The organism is Bacteroides caecigallinarum (assembly GCF_016901995.1).
In the GTDB taxonomy this organism is placed as follows: domain Bacteria; phylum Bacteroidota; class Bacteroidia; order Bacteroidales; family Bacteroidaceae; genus Phocaeicola; species Phocaeicola cellulolyticus.
Genome location: NZ_JACJLE010000023.1, coordinates 1 through 21,760, shown reverse-complemented (window position 1 = coordinate 21,760; position 21,760 = coordinate 1). Strand labels below are relative to the sequence as shown.

The 21,760-nt window shown below is 34.0% G+C and carries 10 protein-coding genes and 1 pseudogene; all 11 read right to left on the bottom strand.

The window, feature by feature from the left end:
* Nucleotides 1-19: 19 nt before the first annotated feature.
* A pseudogene (locus tag H6A61_RS07565) lies at nt 20-2,295 on the bottom strand (heparinase II/III domain-containing protein).
* 384 nt (nt 2,296-2,679) lie between these two features.
* Complete coding sequence (locus H6A61_RS07560) at nt 2,680-5,826, bottom strand: alpha-mannosidase (protein WP_204392558.1); 3,147 nt, start codon at nt 5,824-5,826, stop codon at nt 2,680-2,682.
* A gap of 11 nt (nt 5,827-5,837) precedes the next feature.
* A complete protein-coding gene (locus H6A61_RS07555) occupies nt 5,838-7,052 on the bottom strand; it encodes a glycoside hydrolase family 88 protein (protein WP_204392556.1) in 1,215 nt (404 codons plus the stop codon).
* Between the two features lie 58 nt (nt 7,053-7,110).
* Nucleotides 7,111-9,354: a GH92 family glycosyl hydrolase gene (locus tag H6A61_RS07550; RefSeq protein WP_204392554.1), complete on the bottom strand. Its 2,244-nt coding sequence runs from the start codon at nt 9,352-9,354 to the stop codon at nt 7,111-7,113.
* Between the two features lie 12 nt (nt 9,355-9,366).
* On the bottom strand, nt 9,367-12,018 hold the full coding sequence (locus tag H6A61_RS07545) for a hypothetical protein (protein WP_204392552.1): 2,652 nt from the start codon (nt 12,016-12,018) through the stop codon (nt 9,367-9,369).
* A 26-nt stretch (nt 12,019-12,044) separates the two neighbouring features.
* Nucleotides 12,045-12,737, bottom strand: a complete 693-nt coding sequence (locus H6A61_RS07540; RefSeq protein ID WP_204392550.1) for a GDSL-type esterase/lipase family protein — start codon at nt 12,735-12,737, stop codon at nt 12,045-12,047.
* A 28-nt stretch (nt 12,738-12,765) separates the two neighbouring features.
* The gene (locus H6A61_RS07535) at nt 12,766-14,652 is read right to left on the bottom strand and encodes a glycoside hydrolase family 97 catalytic domain-containing protein (RefSeq protein WP_430746792.1); all 1,887 of its coding nucleotides are present in this window, start codon (nt 14,650-14,652) and stop codon (nt 12,766-12,768) included.
* A 2-nt stretch (nt 14,653-14,654) separates the two neighbouring features.
* Entirely contained in the window at nt 14,655-16,190 is a 1,536-nt protein-coding gene (locus tag H6A61_RS07530; protein ID WP_239469145.1) for an alginate lyase family protein, read from the bottom strand.
* A gap of 107 nt (nt 16,191-16,297) precedes the next feature.
* Nucleotides 16,298-18,118 (bottom strand): RagB/SusD family nutrient uptake outer membrane protein, encoded by a 1,821-nt coding sequence (locus H6A61_RS07525; protein ID WP_204392543.1) that lies wholly within the window; start codon nt 18,116-18,118, stop codon nt 16,298-16,300.
* An 11-nt stretch (nt 18,119-18,129) separates the two neighbouring features.
* Nucleotides 18,130-21,207 carry a SusC/RagA family TonB-linked outer membrane protein gene (locus tag H6A61_RS07520; RefSeq protein ID WP_204392541.1) on the bottom strand — a complete coding sequence of 1,026 codons (3,078 nt, stop codon included), beginning with the start codon at nt 21,205-21,207 and terminating at the stop codon, nt 18,130-18,132.
* A gap of 27 nt (nt 21,208-21,234) precedes the next feature.
* Nucleotides 21,235-21,738, bottom strand: a complete 504-nt coding sequence (locus H6A61_RS07515) for a sigma-70 family RNA polymerase sigma factor (protein WP_430746791.1) — start codon at nt 21,736-21,738, stop codon at nt 21,235-21,237.
* Nucleotides 21,739-21,760 lie beyond the last annotated feature (22 nt).

Below are 21,760 nucleotides of genomic sequence, written 5' to 3'. Positions count from 1 at the left end.
AGTACCTGACCATATTTAATCAGTTATTTATTCTGACCTTAACGGACTTGTTTGTATAAGTGAACTTGGATTCAGAATCATTAACCCAAAGTTTTGACGGACGGACAGACGCTCCACCGAACGAGGCGTTCATATAAGGCTGTCCCTGCATCCACAGTTTCCATCCGTTTCTGTCTTCTTTCTTTATGACAAAAAGCTTGGACATAGAAGAGAAATATGAGTCTTTTCCGCGTCTTAACGCGCTGCCGTAGCATACAAACATTTCCTTTGCAGAAGAAGGTTTATCTCCTTCCTTGTATGTCACAGCAAACATATATGCATCTGTAGTCCATCCGTCGGCTTCTATCCATGAATTGCTGTGCATCAGTCTGCCGTCGGCAAGCTGGTTGATATACAGGTCTGTGACCTTGCCGTTATATTTAACTCTCAGCCCTATCCAGTCCTTGCCCTCACGTCTTTCCATGACAGGCAACTCTTTCTGATTCACACTGTCCTTAAGGATTATCGCAGTAAGGCCTTTCACTCGGTTGAACTTACCAGGCAAATGGAAAGAATAATATTTCTCTGTCTTACCGTTCAGGTCCTCATGCGGAGCCTCAACAATCTCCCAATAAAGATCTTCAGGATAGTCATGTACGAAATCTGAAAGAGCCAGCAATCGCGGGTAAAGAGGGCGTATCACCACCGAAGCGTCACCGTTAGTTACGGTAAGGTCTGCCCCACTCTTCCTGATCTCGCCACCCGGATGCCACAACCATTCAAAATCGCCGTATGTATGAGTCTTGAGGTCGTCAATCATATATATCACATTGTCCATCCAGAGGAAATGGCGGAAGTTACGGCTGAAATTATCCGACACAGGTCCGGTACCGTCCGACATTACATATCTGATATTTCCGGCATCGAGCAGATTATACATATTTCCCCTCAGCGACGAGCCGTTATACTGCTGCTCGCGTGACTGTCCCTGACCATTGAACAACACGACATTATGAGCCTGGCTCTGGAAGAAATAGTTACGGTATTCCGGTTTAGGATACCAGCAATTGCCTGCATCTTTGATAATATCAACTCCCTTATGGAAAAGGATGAAAGAATTGGCATCGGCGTGCGAATGGTTCCATGTATGACCGCTCTTTATGGCAAGCATTGTAGCATCCTTCTCCCATGAAGTACGCATTGTAGCCCATCCGAAATCCGAGAACAATTGCGATGTCTTCTGCTCGGGAAGTTCAGGTGCCTTGCTCAAATCAGGTGTATAAAGGAAGCCCATAGGCTTGTTAAGGAAATATCCGTCGCGATGCTGTCCCTGCTCCACCTGTCTTATATACCAAAGCATATTTTCATCCTTCACTCCAAGCGAATAAAGAAGCATCAGACTGCTTTCGGCTGAAATATTCTTATGACTGTCGCCAAAGTTAAGGCTGTAGAGCATGCCTGTACGCGGATAGCACACATGCATGAAATAATCGCATATCTTATCAAAATGAGATAGTTCCGGAAGCTGTTTCTGACCGTTAATGTTTCCCCATGCGATATAGAACTGTAGAGCCTCCTGAATACCGAAATTGGCATAGTTCAGACTTTCATACATACCTCCAGCCTCATCAAAAGTCTTAGGCTTGTGTTGAAGCACATCACCGGCAAACAGGAACCATTCGGGCAGCACGTCATATACTGCATCGGCACCGGCCTTAGCCTGAGGCACTTCATTCTGAATACTTAAAGCAAGAATACCTCCCATGCAGACACACGATGTCCACCAGTTGTGTCCCATGGAATTAAGGGAATGAATGCGCGACGGCTCCATAATCCAGTCTCCAAGCAAAGGTTCCACGCCCAATCTGTATAGAGCTTCAGCTATCTGCTTGCGGTCAGAAGCCGACATATCATTATAAACAGTATTGTAGCCTATCGCAGTCATATAAGCTTTATGAGCCACACCCAGGTCGGAGCGCCATGCCGGTTTGCGGCTAAGCATCTCTGAACTTGCCCACGCCTTATTCCTGATTACTCCTTTAAGAACAGATATTATCTTATCCGAATATGTCTTGTCCCCTGTCATTATATATGCCAGAGAGAGATAATCGAGTTTGTAACTGAGTTACGTTTCAGCTGAGCATCAGCCACGGACTTGATATCATTCCATGCACGTTGCATCAACGAATCGTTCTTAACTTTTTCCTTCGCCGCAGAAACAAGATTGTCAGTATATAGAAGTCTGGACTTGTTTCCAGCATACGTCATTCCCAATAATGAAGATAAAAGCAGTGTTAGCAATAATATTTTTTTCATCGGACAATAATTAAATCATAAAAAATGTCTTTTTATTATTAATACGAATAAAAAGGAATTCTTACCTAATGAATAGCAGTATAATTATATTAAACGATCAATTAAAATACTCTTTTGAACTCTCTTTATGACCAAAAAATTTTATTTATTACAACATAATTCTCCATAATCAGATACATGTAGCAACAGAGTTACCCTCTACTGAAATTGTTACCTTATTGATAATTTCATCATTTGGGATAGTTATTTATTCATCTTATAATAGAAAAAAGCAATTCAAAACATTTTATTGCTATCAGATAATAACCATACTAATACATAACAAGGCAGCCTCAAGGTTTATTTTGAGACTGCCTTTCAATACTTCATAATATTCTTATTGCTTTATGGTAATGCTCGAATCTCATTAGCAAATGAGATATCATCTATATAATTATCTGATAGAGTAATAGCAAACACTGCAATATTTTCATTTTTAGGAAGCACTAACATATTAGCCTTTTCTGGTAACTTTATACAATATTTATATATGTAGGTATAAATATAGGGATCGTTACCATTTGGGGAATGCCGATGTGATCCTACGTAAGCAAGAGTTTCTTTTTGTATATATCCTTTACTTACATCTTTCTGCCCCCATTGAGCATAAAATCCAGAATAATAAGGAACATTTAATTCATATGATTTTTCATCTATACGAAATATGGCTTTACTATCATTACTTATTGATGTTGCTAATATATAAATTTTTCTTCCAGAAGCATTCTTTGGTAAAAAAATAGTATCTCCTTTACATTTTATTATATTGTTACTTTCATAATTTGCTATTTTGAAAGGTATATTATCATAAACTAAAGTATCTTCTATAAGTTCTGAAGCGAAACTGTTACCTTTATTATCAAATGAAACTGTATAACCGAAGTTATCAGGAGTAAATGCTTTATCATTAAATGGTAAACTAAGAGAAATATTATTTACTTTAGGCTGTTTAAAATTTCCTTTCTTCAATCTGACAGCAAATGTTTTAGGACTGTATGAGGTCATATTAAAACATAATTTGTTATCATGAACAATAACATCTCCAATCTTTTCCTCAAGTCCATTTGTTTCATAAGCTTCTTCAACATCAACAGGAAAAGCAATCTCTACATTTTCAACTTCACGTCCTTGCATTTCGTATAAACGTATAATATAAAAATTATCATAATCCGACTTCTTTAATGAACGAATTGCGACTTGTGGAGTATTAACTTTTACGAATGAGTATTCGTGACCTAAAACACCTTTATGTTTAGGAGTATTAAAAACAGCCAATTGATTATTTAAAGATTCTGCCAAATGACTTATATTAGCTTGTAATGCCTCATTACGGTGCCCAACAATCGAATATGTAAAAGTATGATGACCAAAATCTTGTTGTTCATGATGTTTATATCTTTTTTTAGTTTTAGGAGAATGAAATAATGTTAAGCGTAATGTATTATCATTCGGCTTATCCCAACCATATTTACAATTATTCAAGATAGAAATTCCATAACTGTTATCTGGCGCTGTAATATCAGCCCATTGTTGTGCACATACCTCATAGGCTTTTTCTGTATTATTACCTCTTTTTATTGTACCTAGACCTAAATCATACACAGCTTCTTTATTTTTTACATTCATAGGAAATTCAGCTTTCAAGACAGCATCTTTCGTAAACCAATCCACCTCATTTATTATATCAATTCTTTCATCATTAGCTCCATCACTCATACGAATATATTGCACAAATTTAGAATCATTATAATAGCGTTCAATTCTCAAAGAGGCATAACATCGGCCTTGTTGCCCAATACTAATTCTAACATTCTGATCAATTCCTATGCCTTTTTTATCTATTGTTTTTTTAAGAATCTCCCATGACGGCCATTCCTCTGAATCATTTCCAAGCAATAAAGCTAAACGAAAAGCCTTCCCTGGTTCTACCAATTCCATATTGAAACGTTTATCAAAAATAGAGACTATATCACCATTTTCATTTATAGCTAATCTATAAATCCTATTTTCTAATGTGTTTTTAGTCACTCTTAAAGGAGAGTTCATTTTGTTTTGCTTAAATTGTACTGAATATACAGAGCAACTTAAAGATGACACAGAAGCACTAAAAGCGATATGGGCCTTTCCATTATTCCAGTCTAACAATTGAGCTGGAACTTCTTTACCCGATGCATTAAACACGCATACTCCAATAGGCTTATCTTTTACATTTATATAAGCCTCAGCTATTTCTTTTCTATCAGCACCCATTGCATTATAAACAATAATGGAATTACCCTTTACACGAGTATCCAAACATGACGCTAATGCTCCAACTCCAGTACAAATAATATCATTAAATTGCGTTTGGGATATTAATTCATCATTCCAAGAATACCTATATGCATCATTAATACTCGTACCTGTAAGATCATCATGAAATTGATGCCAAATAAAACGTCTCCATGCTTCTGTCAACAAATCAGATGGATATTTTATTCCATCAATATAGTCTGCCATTACAGATATACGTTCTGCAGCATCTCCCAATTGTTCATTACTCCTATTATACAATTTCATTGCAGCTTGTGAAGTATAACATCCCGTTCCATGAACATCCATTAATAACTCTCCGTCATAAACAGGTAATTCACTGTGTTGTTTAAATGGCATATAATCTTTATATAACAGATCAGATGTTGCACTAATAATCTCTACTGGTCCGCTTCCTTTTACCCCTTTTTCTATAGATACAACAGAATTAATACTTGCTGAACCTCCTTTATCTCCAGTTCCATAATAACGGTACACAATATTATTAACATCCTTTTCTGCCATATTAATCAAATCATCATCCTTACTTATATCATAATTATTCCATTCATGAACATAAGTTTTTGCATTTAAAGCAGCCATAATACAAGATCCATCAACTCCTTTCCATAGACCTATATTAAAAGGCATTTTTGAGTTTCCATGCATATTGTTATGTCTCCATTGTAACTTTTGTGTTGAAAATCCTATTAATCCACAATGAGATGCTATAGTAGGAAGTGTATAACTAAAACCAAAACAATCAGGCAAAAATATATCTTTTGACTTTATACCAAACTCTTGCTCATAAAAATGTTGTCCCAAAAGAATATTACGAAAGAATGACTCAGGAGAAGGGATATTGGTATCATTCGCATCCCAAGAGCTACCAGCGATATGCCAACGTCCCTCCCTAATATATTTCTTTACTAACTCATACTCCATCGGATAATATTCTTTCATCCAACTGTATTTAATTCCTCCCTCAAAATTAAAAATATAATTAGGATAATGTTCAAACAAATAAAAATTACGTAATAAGGTATTTTTTAAATACTCATTAATTGTAGTACGGACATCCCAATTCCATTGAGTATCAAGATGGGCATTAGACACAATATATGCCTTATATTTTTCTTGAGAATAAGATGAAATTATTCCGCATACAAAACATAATACAAATAAAAATTTTTTTCTCATATCCTTTTTTATTAATAAATAGATTTACCTTCATTAAGTTTCTTCAGCCTCAACAAAGCTTCCATATAATAATAGTCTGCATAAATGATAGAAGCATCTATCTCAGATCCTGCAGGCCAATGTCCTGTAGAGTGAAGCAGAAGCGAATGATTGGTTTCACCACCTCTGTATTTGCTGGAACCAAGACTTACCAACATTTTTACAGCAGCATCCTTATACGTTGCTGACTTTTCGCCGGTATAGAAAGTTGACATTTCAAGTAGTGCGGAAGCTACGATACATGCAGCTGAAGCATCGCGTGGAGCATCAGGGATTCCAGGCGCACTGAAGTCCCAATAAGGTATATAATCTTCAGGCAAGTGATCTAGATAAACCTGAGTCACCTTTTCTACGAAATCAAGATATTTAGGATCTTTAGTCTCACGATAGACCATGCTAAATCCATATATAGCCCATGCCTGTCCACGTGACCACATACTGTTGTCAGAATACCCCTGGTGTGTGCAACGGTTGATACATTCTCCAGTCAAGGTATCATAGACTGCCACATGATATGATGTATAATCATCCCGGAACTGATTCTGCATTGTTTTGTCCGCATGTGAGACAGCTATATCATAAAGCTTTTTATTGTCGCTATTCTTTGCAGCCCAAAACAACATCTCAAGATTTATCATATTGTCAATTATAGTATTATGACCACCAAACATTTTCACGTTTCGCGGCCATGATAATATAGTTCCTACTTTAGGATTATATAATGTAGCCAACGAATCAGCAACAGCCAATATAACCTCCTTATAGTCTAAATTTAAAGTAAGTCTATATCCATTTCCATAACTACAAAAAATAAGAAAGCCCAAATCATGATCACAAGCTGGTATGCCAGAAAAAAACTCAAGCGAACGTGTAAACTTATCAGCCTCTTTCCTTATACTGTCATTACCTGTTGCTTCGTAATCATACCACAATATCCCAGGCCAAAACCCTGAAGTCCATTGCGATTTTGTAGCTTTTCGTAAATTCCAAACCTTCTCTCCTTTTAAAATATTACGAGGCATCATTGTATAATCTATACCTCCAGACAATGAATGCAAATCATCTAAAGTTTTATGTATTTGTTCATCACAATATCTCAAATTATCATCAACATCTATAATAGGAGATGACGAACATGCATACAATATGATCAAACCAATACTGTAAAAAAAATTGTTTAATCTCATATCATTTATTTTTTCATTCGTAAGAATAGCTTTTCTCTATCAATATTATTAAAAACAATTATTTTCCCATTACAAATAATAGTTCACCTCCATTCATTATATCATTATGTGATATAAAATTATCATTTAACAATATACCATTCAAATACACTTCACTAACAATATCAACATCGGTATCCTTTCTCTGTACTTTAATACAGAATTTCTTTCCATTTTGCAAATTAATCGTCACTTCATCAAATAAAGGATATCCCAATGTATAAACAGGATTACCAGGACAAACCTGATAAATACCCATGGCACTAAGCACATACCATGCAGACATTTGTCCCACATCCTCATTACCACATAAACCATTAGGATCATTCCTATATAAATTTTTCAATATATTCTTAACCACAGATTGACATTTACCATATTCATCGACATAATTATATAAATATGGAATATGATGTCCAGGCTCATTTCCATGTGCATACTGACCAATCATTCCTGTAACATCAAGAGCAGCATTTTTGTCACCAGTCAATTCGGATGACATAGTAAACAAACTGTCAAGTCCTGCAGTAAAATGCTCTTTACCTCCCCACAATCCAATCAATCCATCTATATCGTGTGGTACGAACCATGCCCATTGCCATGCGTTACCTTCAATATAATTACTAGGACGTTCCACACTTTTAGGATCAAAAGGTTTTATCCATGAGCCATCTGAAAGTTTACCTCTCATCATTTTGGTTTCCTTATCAAAATATTCCTTATACGCTTGAGACTTATTTATATAATCATCATAAATATCCATTTTCCTCGCTTTTCTAGCTATTTGAGCTATCAACCAATCATCATAAGCATATTCCAATCCTTTAGAGACAGAACCGTCAGTTACCAGATCACAAGGGATAAATCCTTTTTCATTTTTATATTTAATACATATAGGCATAATCTTATTATGCAATATACTACAGTTCATAGCCCTATCTATGTCCGTAGTATCATAAACAGAAGACCTTATACAAGCTTCAAGCAGTTTGTCTATATTCGAATTTATTTGACCCTTCATCAATGCATCTGTAATAACGGAAACAGCATGATATCCTATCATTGTACCTGCCTCATGAGAAGATAATTCCCATTTAGGCAATATCCCCATTTCATCATATTTACGCAATAAGGTATTTATGAATTTCCTGTTCAAATCCGGCTTTATTATAGTATATAATGGATGAGTTGCCCTAAAAGTATCCCATAACGAAAATACTGTATAGTTAGTATATGATGTATCTTGCTCAATAGTATGTTTCATCGTTTTATATCTTCCATCTACATCCGAAAACAAACTTGGCTGTATTGCTGTGTGATATAATGATGTATAGAATATTACTTTCTCATTTTTATTATCTGTTTTTACATCAATAACTCCTAGCTCATCATTCCAGATTTTTTTTGCAGCACTCACAATGTTATCAAAGTTCCATCCATTAATTTCCGATAATAAGTTCTTTCTTGCTCCTTCCTCATCTACGCCTGAGATACCGACTTTGGCCAAAATAACAGGTTTTGTACCTTTACAATCAGCCGTTCTAAATGATAAGATAGCCTTACCCGTTTCAGACTGGACCTCCGAACCTGAAACAGCTATAGTATCCGAAAACAATTCATAATCAAACGGACAAGAAAACTCAGCATAAAAATAGACCTTATGATTCATAGCCCATCCTTCGGTATATTTCATTCCACATATAGTAGAATCATTCAACACCTTTATTCTCGTAACAGGATGAGGATGATTATGTATTGTAGGTTCCATGTCTATTATTAACTTATTGTCTGCATTCCCAGAGAAAGTGTATCTATGCATACCAGCTCTATATGTGGCAGTCAATTCAACATTTATAGAGTCTCTATCCAATAACACTCTATAATATCCCGGATAAGCATACTCATTATCATGTGAAAATCCAGAGCGATATTGTTTCATTATAAGTTTGTTTTCTCCTCTAAAAGGCATAAACAATATATCTCCATAATCACCTCTACCAGTTCCATTCAAATGTGTATGAGTAAAACCGTGAATGATACTATCGCCATAATAATAACCTGCACAGGCATCCCAACCTTTCAGCCTCGTATCAGGACTTAACTGAACCATGCCATGTGGCAAGGTAGCTCCAGGAAATGTATGACCATGTCCACCAGTTCCTATAAAAACATTTACATAATCAGTATAATCAATACTTTTTTCTTCTCTACAAGAAAAAAAGCTAAAAGCCAACAATATAAAAAGTAAATAATTCGATTTCATAACCTGCAAACATTATTTTATATCTAACATTATGTTATATCCTTTTCCCAATAATATATCTTTACCATTAATCTTTACATTAATATCACCCGTAGAAGAATAATATGTCATGCCATTCTCCTCGTATATTGAAGCATAAACAGGTTTTCCAGTAACAGATTGCACAGAAACATTCGAATAGCTTATTTTACTGCAATTTCCCATATACAAAACACAAAGATCATTATCCCTTGTAGATACATATCCGAAATCACCTGATAAACTGATTTTACCATCAGAATATCTTTTATTTTTTATATCAGTGCTTATTATATAATCAACTTTATCACCATAATATACTTTTACGCCACAATTACTATCATCATATTCCAAATTCTCTATATTTCTTATTATAGATTTATCTCTGACAAATGACTCATAAACACTGATAAATGGCCTATCAATAGCTTTTTCAGAATCTTTACGAACCAATAATGTGGGTGTCTTTAACGGAGAAGAAGATACTCCATCAGGAGTCAAATCCTTCAATAATGTAGTAGATGGTGCATCAACCTTATACAATAATCTGCCATCCGCTCCGGTGAACCATAATCTTGAGTTTATACTATCTGTTATACTCCACTCCGCTATAAATTTATCATCACATACACATCTGAAAGGATTAGTAAAATATTTATAATCAACTCCTCCTAATGAAGGTATGGAATCACAATATTCCATATCCAAAAGTTCATTGGAAACATTCTTTATATTAAGTGTCCGACCAACATTATGAAATATATAATCATTACAATCATTCTCAGATCTAAAGATATCTACATAATATCCCACTCCATTGGCTGAAGAAACAAGTGCTATAGTTCGTCTCTTATCTCCGGCAGATACATCTGAGAAATTGATGTATGGCGTAAGTGATTTTTCATTGACAAATGAATTTCCATCAACAAAAGGTTCCATCGCATTTATTACAATATTGCCATCACGATAACCTTGAGGAATAGTATTCGAAGCACATGGTCCTCCATGATATATATAATCTTTGCTCCAATATGATTCATACGCAGATGCATCAGGAGCCAAAGAGTAGCCAAACCCATAATATTGAACAGCCAGACCATTAGGTGAAAGATGTGATCCTCTACGCCCACCATACAAGCAAGCCATCATCTTATTATTCATGAATTCAAAATTTTTCATTGTAATAAACCTATGAAAAAGAGAATAAGAAGCTCTTTCCGTCTTATATTCAGTATTTGATGGTAAAGAAGGAGAATAAGTACATATACCTATCCATCCACAATCTGATCGCTGATATTTCTTCAGATCTATACCTTTTTTTATTGCACATGCCACTTTATATGAATTCTCCGAATCTTTTACTGAATCATAATATGCCATCAAATGTTCAAGCATATTAAAATTGGCACTTCCACCTCTCATATCACCGAAAACTACAAGATTCAATTTTTCATCTAACCAAGGGAATATAGCTAGAGCAGCCTTATTCAATATTGGATACTTGTCTATGATATCTATGCCTGAATTTCTTAATAATGAAGACCATTCAAGAACCATTTGAATAGTACTAAAAGCATATCCAGGGGCTTCAGGCCACAAGCCTGTAACTTTATCATAATTATTTATAAAGTCAGGTATTGATGCACGATAATCGGTTGACTGGTTCAATAAGAAATTCAAATAATATTGCTTTCCTTTACCGTCAGAATACTCATTATCATTACCTAGAACCAATATTGGACGAATTATCATATTCCAGCCATTAACATTCCAATTACCCTTCTTATCCCCACGTATCAAACCGAGATTTATAAAACGCTTAAAGACTTCATCTGATAATTCTTTTGTTGATTTCTTTATTTCCAAAGAATGAGGATGAGGATGCTTGATGATATAATCATAAGCAAAATCATATATGGTAGCGGCATGCATAGCCAAATCATCATGAATTTGTTCATAATCATAATAGCCACATATTCCTCCCGGTTCCCATCCTCCATTACTGCCACATGACTTTTCAGGATCTAATATAGGATTCATATAATACGTACCAAGTAACCATGTATTATAAATATCAGTTGCAAAACGAGCATATTTTTCATCCTTGGTTACCCAATAAATAAATGCGGCCTCCTCTGCTAAAGTAAGTATCTCGACATTATTCGAACGTATCATATGGCCAGACTCTTTATAGGGAACCAATACTCTTGGAGCATCAGGCTCTATCCTACTTATTCCCCACATATCGCCTGTTTCATTATAGGGTGTGCGATCTTCAAGCGGAACATTTACATATTTATTCCATGTTCTCATTCCTGGCATACGCACTGTAGGAACAGGAGCATCCCCTTCTCCTCTGTCCCAATTCTGGGATTTCAAATAACATTGTGTGTATCTTTCCCCTTTTTTCCAATACATAGCCATTCTGGATATAATCCAGTTCTTATCCTTTTCATGTATATCTACGTATTTTTCCACTCGATTTACAATATTTCCAAAAGCTTCATTAGCCCATGGCTCTTTTTCTATTTTGGAATCTATTGATAAACGTTCGTCATCATTCACGAACAAACACGGATGCCCCTGCGCAAACAGATTTATTGAAATAAAGACAGATAATAAGAATATGAAATACCTATTTTTCATGATATTAGTTTTTTATCAATAATTATTTATTGTTTCATACATCTCTCTATAAAAGGTTTTACAATTGACTCCATAACTAAATACCCCTTTAAATTTGGATGTACACCATCTTTTGTATAATCAACACACATTGACCCGTCAGCACTATCAACCATTTTATCGTAATAATCAATATATGGGATATCATTCTTCACTGCATATTCTTTCAATCTTTTATTCAAAGATTGTATTTTTGCTACAGCATCTTTAACAGAAGGGTTCCATTTAAATGCTAACGCAGGAAGAACAGAGCTCATTATAACTTTTATACCATTCGACTGTGCCAATTCAACCATTGATATAATATTCCCAAAAGTATATTCTTCGACATAGGGACCGCAATTCTCTGCAATATCATTCGTGCCGGCATTTATTATAACTATCCTTGGATTAAGCTTTATAACATCTTCTCTGAATCTCAACAAAAACTGATATGAAGTATGACCACTGATACCTCTTCCTGTATAATTGTTTTCTTTAAAGAATTCCGGATGATATTTAACCCAATTCTCTGTTATTGAATTACCCATGAAAACTACACTAGCTTTTCCAATAGCAATATTATCTACAGAATACTTTTGTAAACCAGACCAATTTATCACTTCCTTTTGTGAATAAGCATTTAATCCACATGCAATAAACCAAAAAGTGAAAATATATTTCAAATAACTATTTATCATAATAGAAACAAATTTATTATTAACAGAATTACAATGGTACAAAATGAACAGCGACACCACCTGATGGCTTCAAATTAAAATTCAATTTATCTTGATTGTTAACCTTACAACTGTAAACCTTAACTTTAGTTCTGCTTGGCAATGAAGAATCACCATCTTCATATATTTCAGCTTTATATTCTTTACCCTCAGACAGGAAATCTAACGGATATGACAATTTGCGAGATTGATTGTTTGTTATAGAGCCCACAAACCATTCATCTCCTTTTTGACGGGCTATTGTAACGTATTCCCCGACTTCTCCATTTAAAACTTTGGTATCATCCCACGTTGTATATACATCATCCCAGAATTTTAATTCCGGTTCATCTTTTGAGTCTGACGGCTTGTCATACCAATATAACAGCTGAAACGGACTATAATAAACTACAGCTAATGCCAACTGATGTGCCGGAGTTGTCTTTATTGTCCTAGAACGGGGAACTCCATAATTATCATCCTGTTTTTCCAAACGTCCAAAATCTTGCCTATAATAACATATTGTATAATCGGCCGCACCTGCTATAAATCTTGTAAATGGCAAAATAGTATTATGAGTTGCATCAGGGAATTCTTCATTGCCTCTTATTCCTTCTTGTGTCATCAAATTAGGATAAGTACGACTTACTCCTGTTGGTCTGTATTCATCATGAATATCTACCATCAATCCATATTCCGCACATTTGCGTACAGCATCATGCATCCATTTTGTCCAAACCTGAGATCCTACCTGTACAAATCCAAACTTTATACCGGCAACTCCCCATGATTTATATAAAGGAAGTATTTCATCCAATTGCTGCTGCAAAGCACGCTGGTTTACATAAAGAATCACACCTATACCTTTACTCTTGCCATATCTAATAACCTCCTGCAAGTCTAATGCATTTGGATCTGGATTACGTCGAGGATCTAATGTTACGGTTGTTGCATCTGAAGACTTATCATATTCAAAACCATACCAACCTGCATCAAACAAGACATATTGCATATTATGTTTAACGGCAAAATCTATTACCTCTTTTCCACCCTTTGTCGTTAAAGTTACTTCACGCATAACTTTACCAGGTTTTATCCATGAAACATCTTTTATTTTAGTTGGTAAATTCAAGTTCAGAAGCAAATCATTGTTCTCCAATATTTCTCCGGGAGTATTGGCACACATTACGTACCGCCAAGGAGTATAATATGGGGCTATATCCTCAACAGGCCCATACATTGCAGCACGAAGAGTACCTTTTTTATTATCTGCCAATACATACTTTGTACGAACATAATCAACGACCTGAGCTTCGCCTATACAAGTATAAGAGCCATCTACATTTTTCATCAATAATGGACGTTCCGTTTCTCCTTTAAGGCTATCTATAGGCAGACAGACATATTCTGTCTGTGCTTTGGGGGTAAAATATGCTAACGTACCTTCCGGCATAGAATACTCAGTATATTCATCCTCTATCTTCAAATATTGCCCGCCTGGAAAACGGTAACGAAAGGCCATCCCCTCATTATATGCTCTTACATCGAGAATCAACTTGTCTTTTGTTTTAAATTTCCCTATATGCAACTCATACTCTGCATAATTATCACGGACCTTACTTCTTTCACCATATACAGGAACCCATATAGTATCTTTTATACTAAAGTTCACTTTATCAATAAACAAGCCGTCATTCCAGCTTCTATTTGCAAAGATTCCAAGCAAGGAAGGCATTATCTTTTCTTCACCATTCCATTTTAATGAATAATGTAAATATCCATCCTCATCAGTTATAACCATGTTGTATTTCTTATCAGGTGACTGTATAACAACATCTTTACTATAAATTGATATTGCTAAAACTGAAAATATACACAATTGAATATATCTTTTTATTCTCATAATTCTTTTTTACTTATTATATAATCAATGCCTATTCCTTTTATATCTCCAAAATCAAGCAATAAAGTTATACTCTCTTTTTTTGATGAGAATATAGTACCATTATTTGATAAACTTCCTCTAACATCAAAAATATATATATCATCTGATTTCTTAACAACATTATCTTCTGTAAAGGACCAATATTCAGGAGCACTACGGACGCTATAACTCAATCTCAACCAATCCTTTTTCTTATGTTCAGGAAAATTTAAAAACTTGACTTCTATATATGGATATTTTCCAGCATCGTAAGATATCCTTGTTTTTTTAATTTTAATACCCTGATTAACAATATAAAAATAATTATCTACAGGTTTCAATTGAGGAGACTCAAAAATCCAATCTTGATATGACTCAGATAAATATTCCTCTATTTTACCATCAATTTTTCTTTTTTCTGGCTTCCCTAAATAAAACAACAAAGTTCCAAATCCAGGATTATCACAAGTAAATCCTTCCCCTTCAGGACGAATACGTTTTATCACCTTTTCTGTATATGGCATTTCTATTTTACAACGATAAACATAATGATTATATGCTATTTCAAAAACAGAACGAAATTCTCCAATTCCAGCTTCTCCTATAGTTTGCCAATTACAATACTTTCCAGTAGCATCTTTCCACACTTTATATGGAACATTATTATAACCTAAATTTACTTTTGATAAATATTCATACCCCTTATACAGTCTATTATCCAAAGCACCATACAGATTATCACCTTGTTTCCAAGCACATTCACATAATTCTGCCAAACATCCAAGCCCTAACATACAATGTGCTTGATCACGTCCAGTTTCTTGTATTTGACCTGTTTCTGAAATGTAATTGGGTAAACTTCCATTATCAACACTATTATAAAAGAAATCTATTGCAGAATTATATAAATCTTTATCATCCAAAAAGATTCCTAATGCCATAACCATTTTATTTACTGAAATACCCCAATTCCCATTAGAATAAGGTTCTGATTTAATAAAAGTCTGAAGAACAGGAAGAAATACATTGCGAAACATTGATTCAACCTGTTTGGTATCATTTAAATTCCAACCATTAGAATATTTTAAATCGCTATACGTATAACGCATTATTTCTGCTGCATTTATTAACATAAACCCCTGCAAACCTGCACACAAAGGATCATCAGGACCATAAATTTTTTTTAATTTTCCAGCATAAGCCCTTAAAATTTCCATGGCCTTATCTGCATGAAGTTCATTTTTTGTAATACTCCACATTAATGAATTATAATATGCAGCCTTAAAATCATTTTCACTTGGAGCTTTCGTATAACCATATTCACCTGCTCTCGCTATATTCTCAAAAGGTCCTTTTAATTGATAGTAAAAAGATGCTTCATTTTTTCCTTTTAATAATTTAAAAGAACCATAAGATGGATATACTTCATTTTTTACAAGATTCTCAATACGATATAAATCTTCATTATTATGTAATAAACCTGGATGTACAAATGAAGCTGCTTTTGACATAAAACAACAACAAATAAATATTATATATAGAACTATATATTTCATTGATATTTTTTCTTTTTTATTAGTAAAAAGGCTGCCTCAAATGAGGCAGCCTCATAAAATTATCACCAACCAGGATTATTTCCTAATTCTTTACCATTAGAAAGAGTATTCAACCAAGTCAAAGGAATTGGGCGCCATTTGTATTTATTCTCAAAAGAGTTTTGAGTTAATTGTGTCTGTATTAATCCTCCAGTAATATTTGTTACATCCCAATTATATTTTAATACACGCTCTGCTAGTTTTCCTGTACGTTGCAAATCATTCCAACGAGGAGATTCTCCAAATAACTCTAATGCTCTTTCATCCAAAACATCATCTAATGTTACTGTTCCTGTATATAAACTCAAATCAGACTCTTGAGCATTATTCTTAGCTCTTTTCCTTACCTCATTTATATAATACAACGCATTAGGATTATCATTATTCATTACAGCCGCTTCAGCAGCAATCAGATATGTTTCTGCCAATCTAAATATATACATATCACGGGTACCATTCTTTACAGTTCCAGATGAATCATAAAGTGTATTGCAATCTTTAAACTTCCATACAGGCAACCATACTCTAGAAGTAGTATTCATACTTTGATATCCTGTCTTATAATAATCATCATTACTAGCATCATCATAAGAACCAGAAGGATAATTATAGAAGAAACGTCCTCTATTATTTGCAGCTAACTTTTCTTCATCATTATAAACCTTAAATTGAGACTCACTAGGAACTGGGAAATAAATAACTGTATCTCCTTTAGCGACATTAACTCCAGTAGTACTTTCAAACCAGTTTTTTCCATAAGTACGTCCATCAATTGAAGTTTCAGCGTTTCCATTTAATGGACTCATGAATGTAACCTCACTACGTCTATCCTTTTTCCAATCAAATAACAAATATGCGTACTTAGTAGGCATAACAGATGCATAATCATTACAATAAATTGATGAAAAGCCCAAATCTGTCCATCCTTCACGATATACAAAAAGATAATACATAGTTTGAATATTGTTATTCCATCCAGAACCTGAAGAGAAATTTATACTAAAAATAATCTCATCATTAGTTTCATTGCTCTGACGATGAACCATTGCATAATCATCCAACAACCTATGACCAGAATTCTTTATTACATCAACCGCATCATCATAAGCATTCTTAAAATCATCCGAATGTGCATAAGTCTGATAACCTCTTGTAAGATATACTAATGCTCTTAAATGTTTTGCTGCAGCCTTAGAGGCACGACCCCAATTAACATTATCTTGTTTAACTGGCAAAGAAGAGTCCAAAACATCTTTTAAATCTTTTAATATTTGATCATAGAATGCTTCACCGGAATCCAGGCTTGATTCAGTTGAAGATGAAGTAGGTTCATTCAAAATTAATGGTGCCTGCCCCCAATTCTTTACAATCTCGAATAAATACAAAGCTCTCAAGAATTTTGCTTCAGCAACATATTGCGATAATTTTTCAGGATCAATTCCTTCAAATATATCTTCATCTTTTGTTTTAACATAAACAGAACGTTCTATTGCAGCATTTACATTTTTCAATGCTGAATATAAAGTTTTCCATTGATTATATATCGTACCATTATCAACTTGATAATCTATCGTATATTGATTAAGAGGATTAGTAACTGTTCCATTATTTTGTGTGCCAAGATCCGTTCCCAACTGAGTCAGGCTGAAATAATTAGTAGTGTTATAAACCGATTTTAATGTTGAATAAGCACCTGTTATCAAGGATTCATATCCCTTAGCTGTTTTATAATACTCCTCTGCGGATTGACTTGACCAGTTTTCCTCTTCTAAGAATGAAGAACACGATGAAAATGCAAAGATTCCACCAAGTAAAAAACCTTTTAACAAATATGTAGTTTTCATATATTTCTATTTTAAAATGATAAGTTCAAACCAAATAAGACATTACGAGTTATACAATCTGACGTATTTATACTTGTACTAATCTGTTCAGGATCTACAACATCATCAGCGCACCATAAAAATGGATTCTGAATAGTTGCATACAGTCGTAAATTACTCAAATTCATTTTTTTAATCCAAGAATTATTAAATGTATATCCTAATGTTATATAAGATATCTTTAAATAATCCGTTGAATACATTGTATGACTCATTGCCGATTTTGTGTTACCCCATGAACCTGCCTTATCTCTATATGCTCCCATATTACTAGGTTGAGCTGATTCATTTGTAGGATTCTCAGGTGTCCAATAATCTTTTCTCAGATTATTAAAATTCAGATTATTATTCTCAAGAGCATAATGCGCATAAAATTGATTTCTTCCTTTAGCACCAGTTTGGAAAGCAGCCTGGAAAGATAAATCAAAGCCATTATAAGTAAAAGTATTTGTCATACCACCAGTCCAATCTGGAGTCCTTTTACCGTCAATAAACCTATCTTTATCATCAATTATACCATCCTCATTTAAATCATGAGGCTTATACTGTCCTGGTTTGCAACCATATTTTGCAGCCTCCTCGGCCTCGTCAAGTTGCCAAACGCCATCTGTCTTTATATTAAAGTTTATATCTATAGGCTGACCTATAATCCACAAATTACTGTAATCTCCTTCCATACCAGATAAAGATTGACCACGAGAGCTTAAATCTTCTTTATACTGCAAATCTACAATTCTATTTTTATTATATGCAAAATTCAAACTTGTTGTCCAAGAGAAATTACTTGTTCTAATATTTTCAGAATTAATGTTTACTTCTATACCTTCATTACGAACAGAACCAACATTAGCTTTTACAGAAGAATAACCTGTAGTTACTGGTACAGTCTTATTCATAATCAAGTCATCTGTCAAACGATTATAATATTCTATACTTCCTGATATACGATTATTCAAAAATCCAAAGTCTAAACCAATATTATACTCTGTAGTTCTTTCCCAACCAAGTTCAAGATTTCGCAAGTTATTAGGAACATATCCAATCAACTCACTAGTACCAAATGTATAATATTGTGCGCCACTAATTGATCCTTGAGTTTGATAAGCACTTACATTATCATTACCTGTTTGACCAAAACTTAAACGCAATTTCAAGTTACTAAGCCAATCAATTTCTTTCATAAAATCTTCACCAGAAATTCTCCATGCAACTGCCGCTGAAGGAAAGCTACCCCATTTATTACCCTCTGCTAACTTGGAAGAGCCATCAAAACGAATACTAGCTGTCAAAAAATAACGTTCCTTAAATACATAATTTCCACGAACCAAATATGACATTAAATTTGTTTTACTAAAAGAGGAAGTAGCAGTATTCTTTACAGATCCACCAGCTAAGTTATACCATAAAGAATTATATGATAAACCGTCACCCCAACCTTTTAAGTTCTCATTTTGGAATTGTTGCATAGAAAACACACCTGTCAAATCTAGTCTATGTTCCTTTACTTGTAAATTATAACTAATTTGATTATCCCAAATCCAATCTACAGAACTGTTTTTTGCATAATTACTGGTCGCTTTATTCTGTCCTTTATTTGCTTTAGTATATTGTCCACGATACTGTCCTATCTCACTTATTGTTATATCAGGTGAGAATGTAGTCTTTAAAACAAGATTTTTTATTGGAGATATTTGCAAATAAATATTACTCAACAAATTATAATTTTTAGTCTTATTCAATTCGTTTTTCATTGTAGTTAAAGCATTGTATTGCCCATTAGAATAAGACCACATTTCTTCACCTGTTACTAAATCTGTTGGATGATATGTAGGACGCAACCTGAACGCATCTTGTAACAAATCTGAGTTTCCTGTATCACGTACAGAATGAGTTCCATACATATTTATTCCAAATTTCATATATTTATTTGGAGTTACATCTACTACTGCCCTCATATTATAGCGTTGATACTCTTGTGGATACATCATACCATCCTCAAAATAATACCCAGCAGACAAAGCATATGTTGCAGTCTCATTACCACCAGATGCTGATATTGAATGATTAGTCATAAATGCAGGTTCAGTAATAGCATCTACCCAATCATAATAATTACCAGTTTCTATAGCTTTTAATTCTGATGCTGTAAAAATCTCACTATCCTTTTTATATTCATTATTATTTGATGCCCTTGCAGCCTCACGTGCCAATTGTACATACTCTTCACCTGACATCATATCTGGCATATGAGTATATTTTCTATAACCAGCATAACCACTATAATCAATTTTAACCTTACCTTGTTTTCCACGTTTAGTTGAAACAATAATTACTCCGTTAGTAGCACGTGAACCATAAATTGCTGTTGAAGATGCATCTTTCAATATATCTATTTTTTCAATATCATCAGGATTTAGATTTGATAATGATGCTCCTGGTATTCCATCAACAACTATTAAAGGTGAAGTACTACCACTTATAGTATTCAAACCACGAATCAATATATTATAACCACCTCCCGGTTTATTATTTGAACGTTGTATCTGAACACCTGGTAAAACGCCCTGCATAGCTCCTACTGCATCCGTACGTCCACTTTTAATAAGATCCTTCGTAGAAACTGAAGCTACAGCTCCTGTTAAATCTGATTTTTTTACTGAGCCATAACCTACAACTACTACCTCATCAAGCAATTCTGTATCCTCTTTCAATACAATATTTAATATTTTCTTATTGCCTATTTTTATTTCTTGATTTTGAAAACCGATGTATGAAACAACTAAAGTTCCAGTAGCATCATTCAATGTAAACTTACCATCAACATCTGTTATTGTACCATTTGAGGTTCCTTTAATCATAACATTTGCTCCAATGACAGGCAATCCATTAGAATCAACAACAGTACCACTAATAGTAGTGTTCTGCATAACACTTTTTACAACCTCAGTGTCTGCAAATGAAGTGATAGGAACACCTAAACAAAACGATGTTAGAAACATCGAGGAAAACAGCATTTTCCTAGATCTTAAATTTAAACGATAATTTTTCATGTAATTAAATTTTAATTAAACATTAAATTATATACATTGTTTTATATATTCTCTAACTTCTTTTCGACTTATAAATAAATGATTTTCTACAGTCCGTTTTGATAAGCAAAGTTTTTTTGATATATCATCAGCAGACATATCCATAAACCTATTCATATAATATATTTTTTTTCGTTGTGAAGGTAAAAGCGACATTCTATGAACTTCATGTTCTTTTATATCATTTACAACAATATCAGTTTCAGGAGAGCAAGTTGCAGAAACCGGATTTTCCATCATGTAAGATGCTATTTCCTGCTTCTTACAACGACGGCGTAAATAATCTATAACCAAATTATGCGCTATGGTAAATATGAAACTTTTAATTGTATCCTCACAAATCAATTTACTACACTCAAGAAGACTAACAAAAGTATCTTGTACCAGATCTTCTGAATCATCATAATTCTCAATCCTATAATTTATATAATTAAGAACCTGAGAACGATATTTCTCGAATGCTTCTGAAATGAGGCTAAAAGAACTATCCATATTGCCTTCCATACTATTACAT

Coding starts and splice junctions, on each gene's coding strand:
- H6A61_RS07560 (WP_204392558.1), bottom strand. CDS start 5,826: ATGAGAAAAAAATTTTTATTTGTATTATGTTTTGTATGCGGAATAATT.
- H6A61_RS07555 (WP_204392556.1), bottom strand. CDS start 7,052: ATGAGATTAAACAATTTTTTTTACAGTATTGGTTTGATCATATTGTAT.
- H6A61_RS07550 (WP_204392554.1), bottom strand. CDS start 9,354: ATGAAATCGAATTATTTACTTTTTATATTGTTGGCTTTTAGCTTTTTT.
- H6A61_RS07545 (WP_204392552.1), bottom strand. CDS start 12,018: ATGAAAAATAGGTATTTCATATTCTTATTATCTGTCTTTATTTCAATA.
- H6A61_RS07540 (WP_204392550.1), bottom strand. CDS start 12,737: ATGATAAATAGTTATTTGAAATATATTTTCACTTTTTGGTTTATTGCA.
- H6A61_RS07530 (WP_239469145.1), bottom strand. CDS start 16,190: ATGTCAAAAGCAGCTTCATTTGTACATCCAGGTTTATTACATAATAAT.
- H6A61_RS07525 (WP_204392543.1), bottom strand. CDS start 18,118: ATGAAAACTACATATTTGTTAAAAGGTTTTTTACTTGGTGGAATCTTT.
- H6A61_RS07520 (WP_204392541.1), bottom strand. CDS start 21,207: ATGAAAAATTATCGTTTAAATTTAAGATCTAGGAAAATGCTGTTTTCC.
- H6A61_RS07515 (WP_430746791.1), bottom strand. CDS start 21,738: ATGGATAGTTCTTTTAGCCTCATTTCAGAAGCATTCGAGAAATATCGT.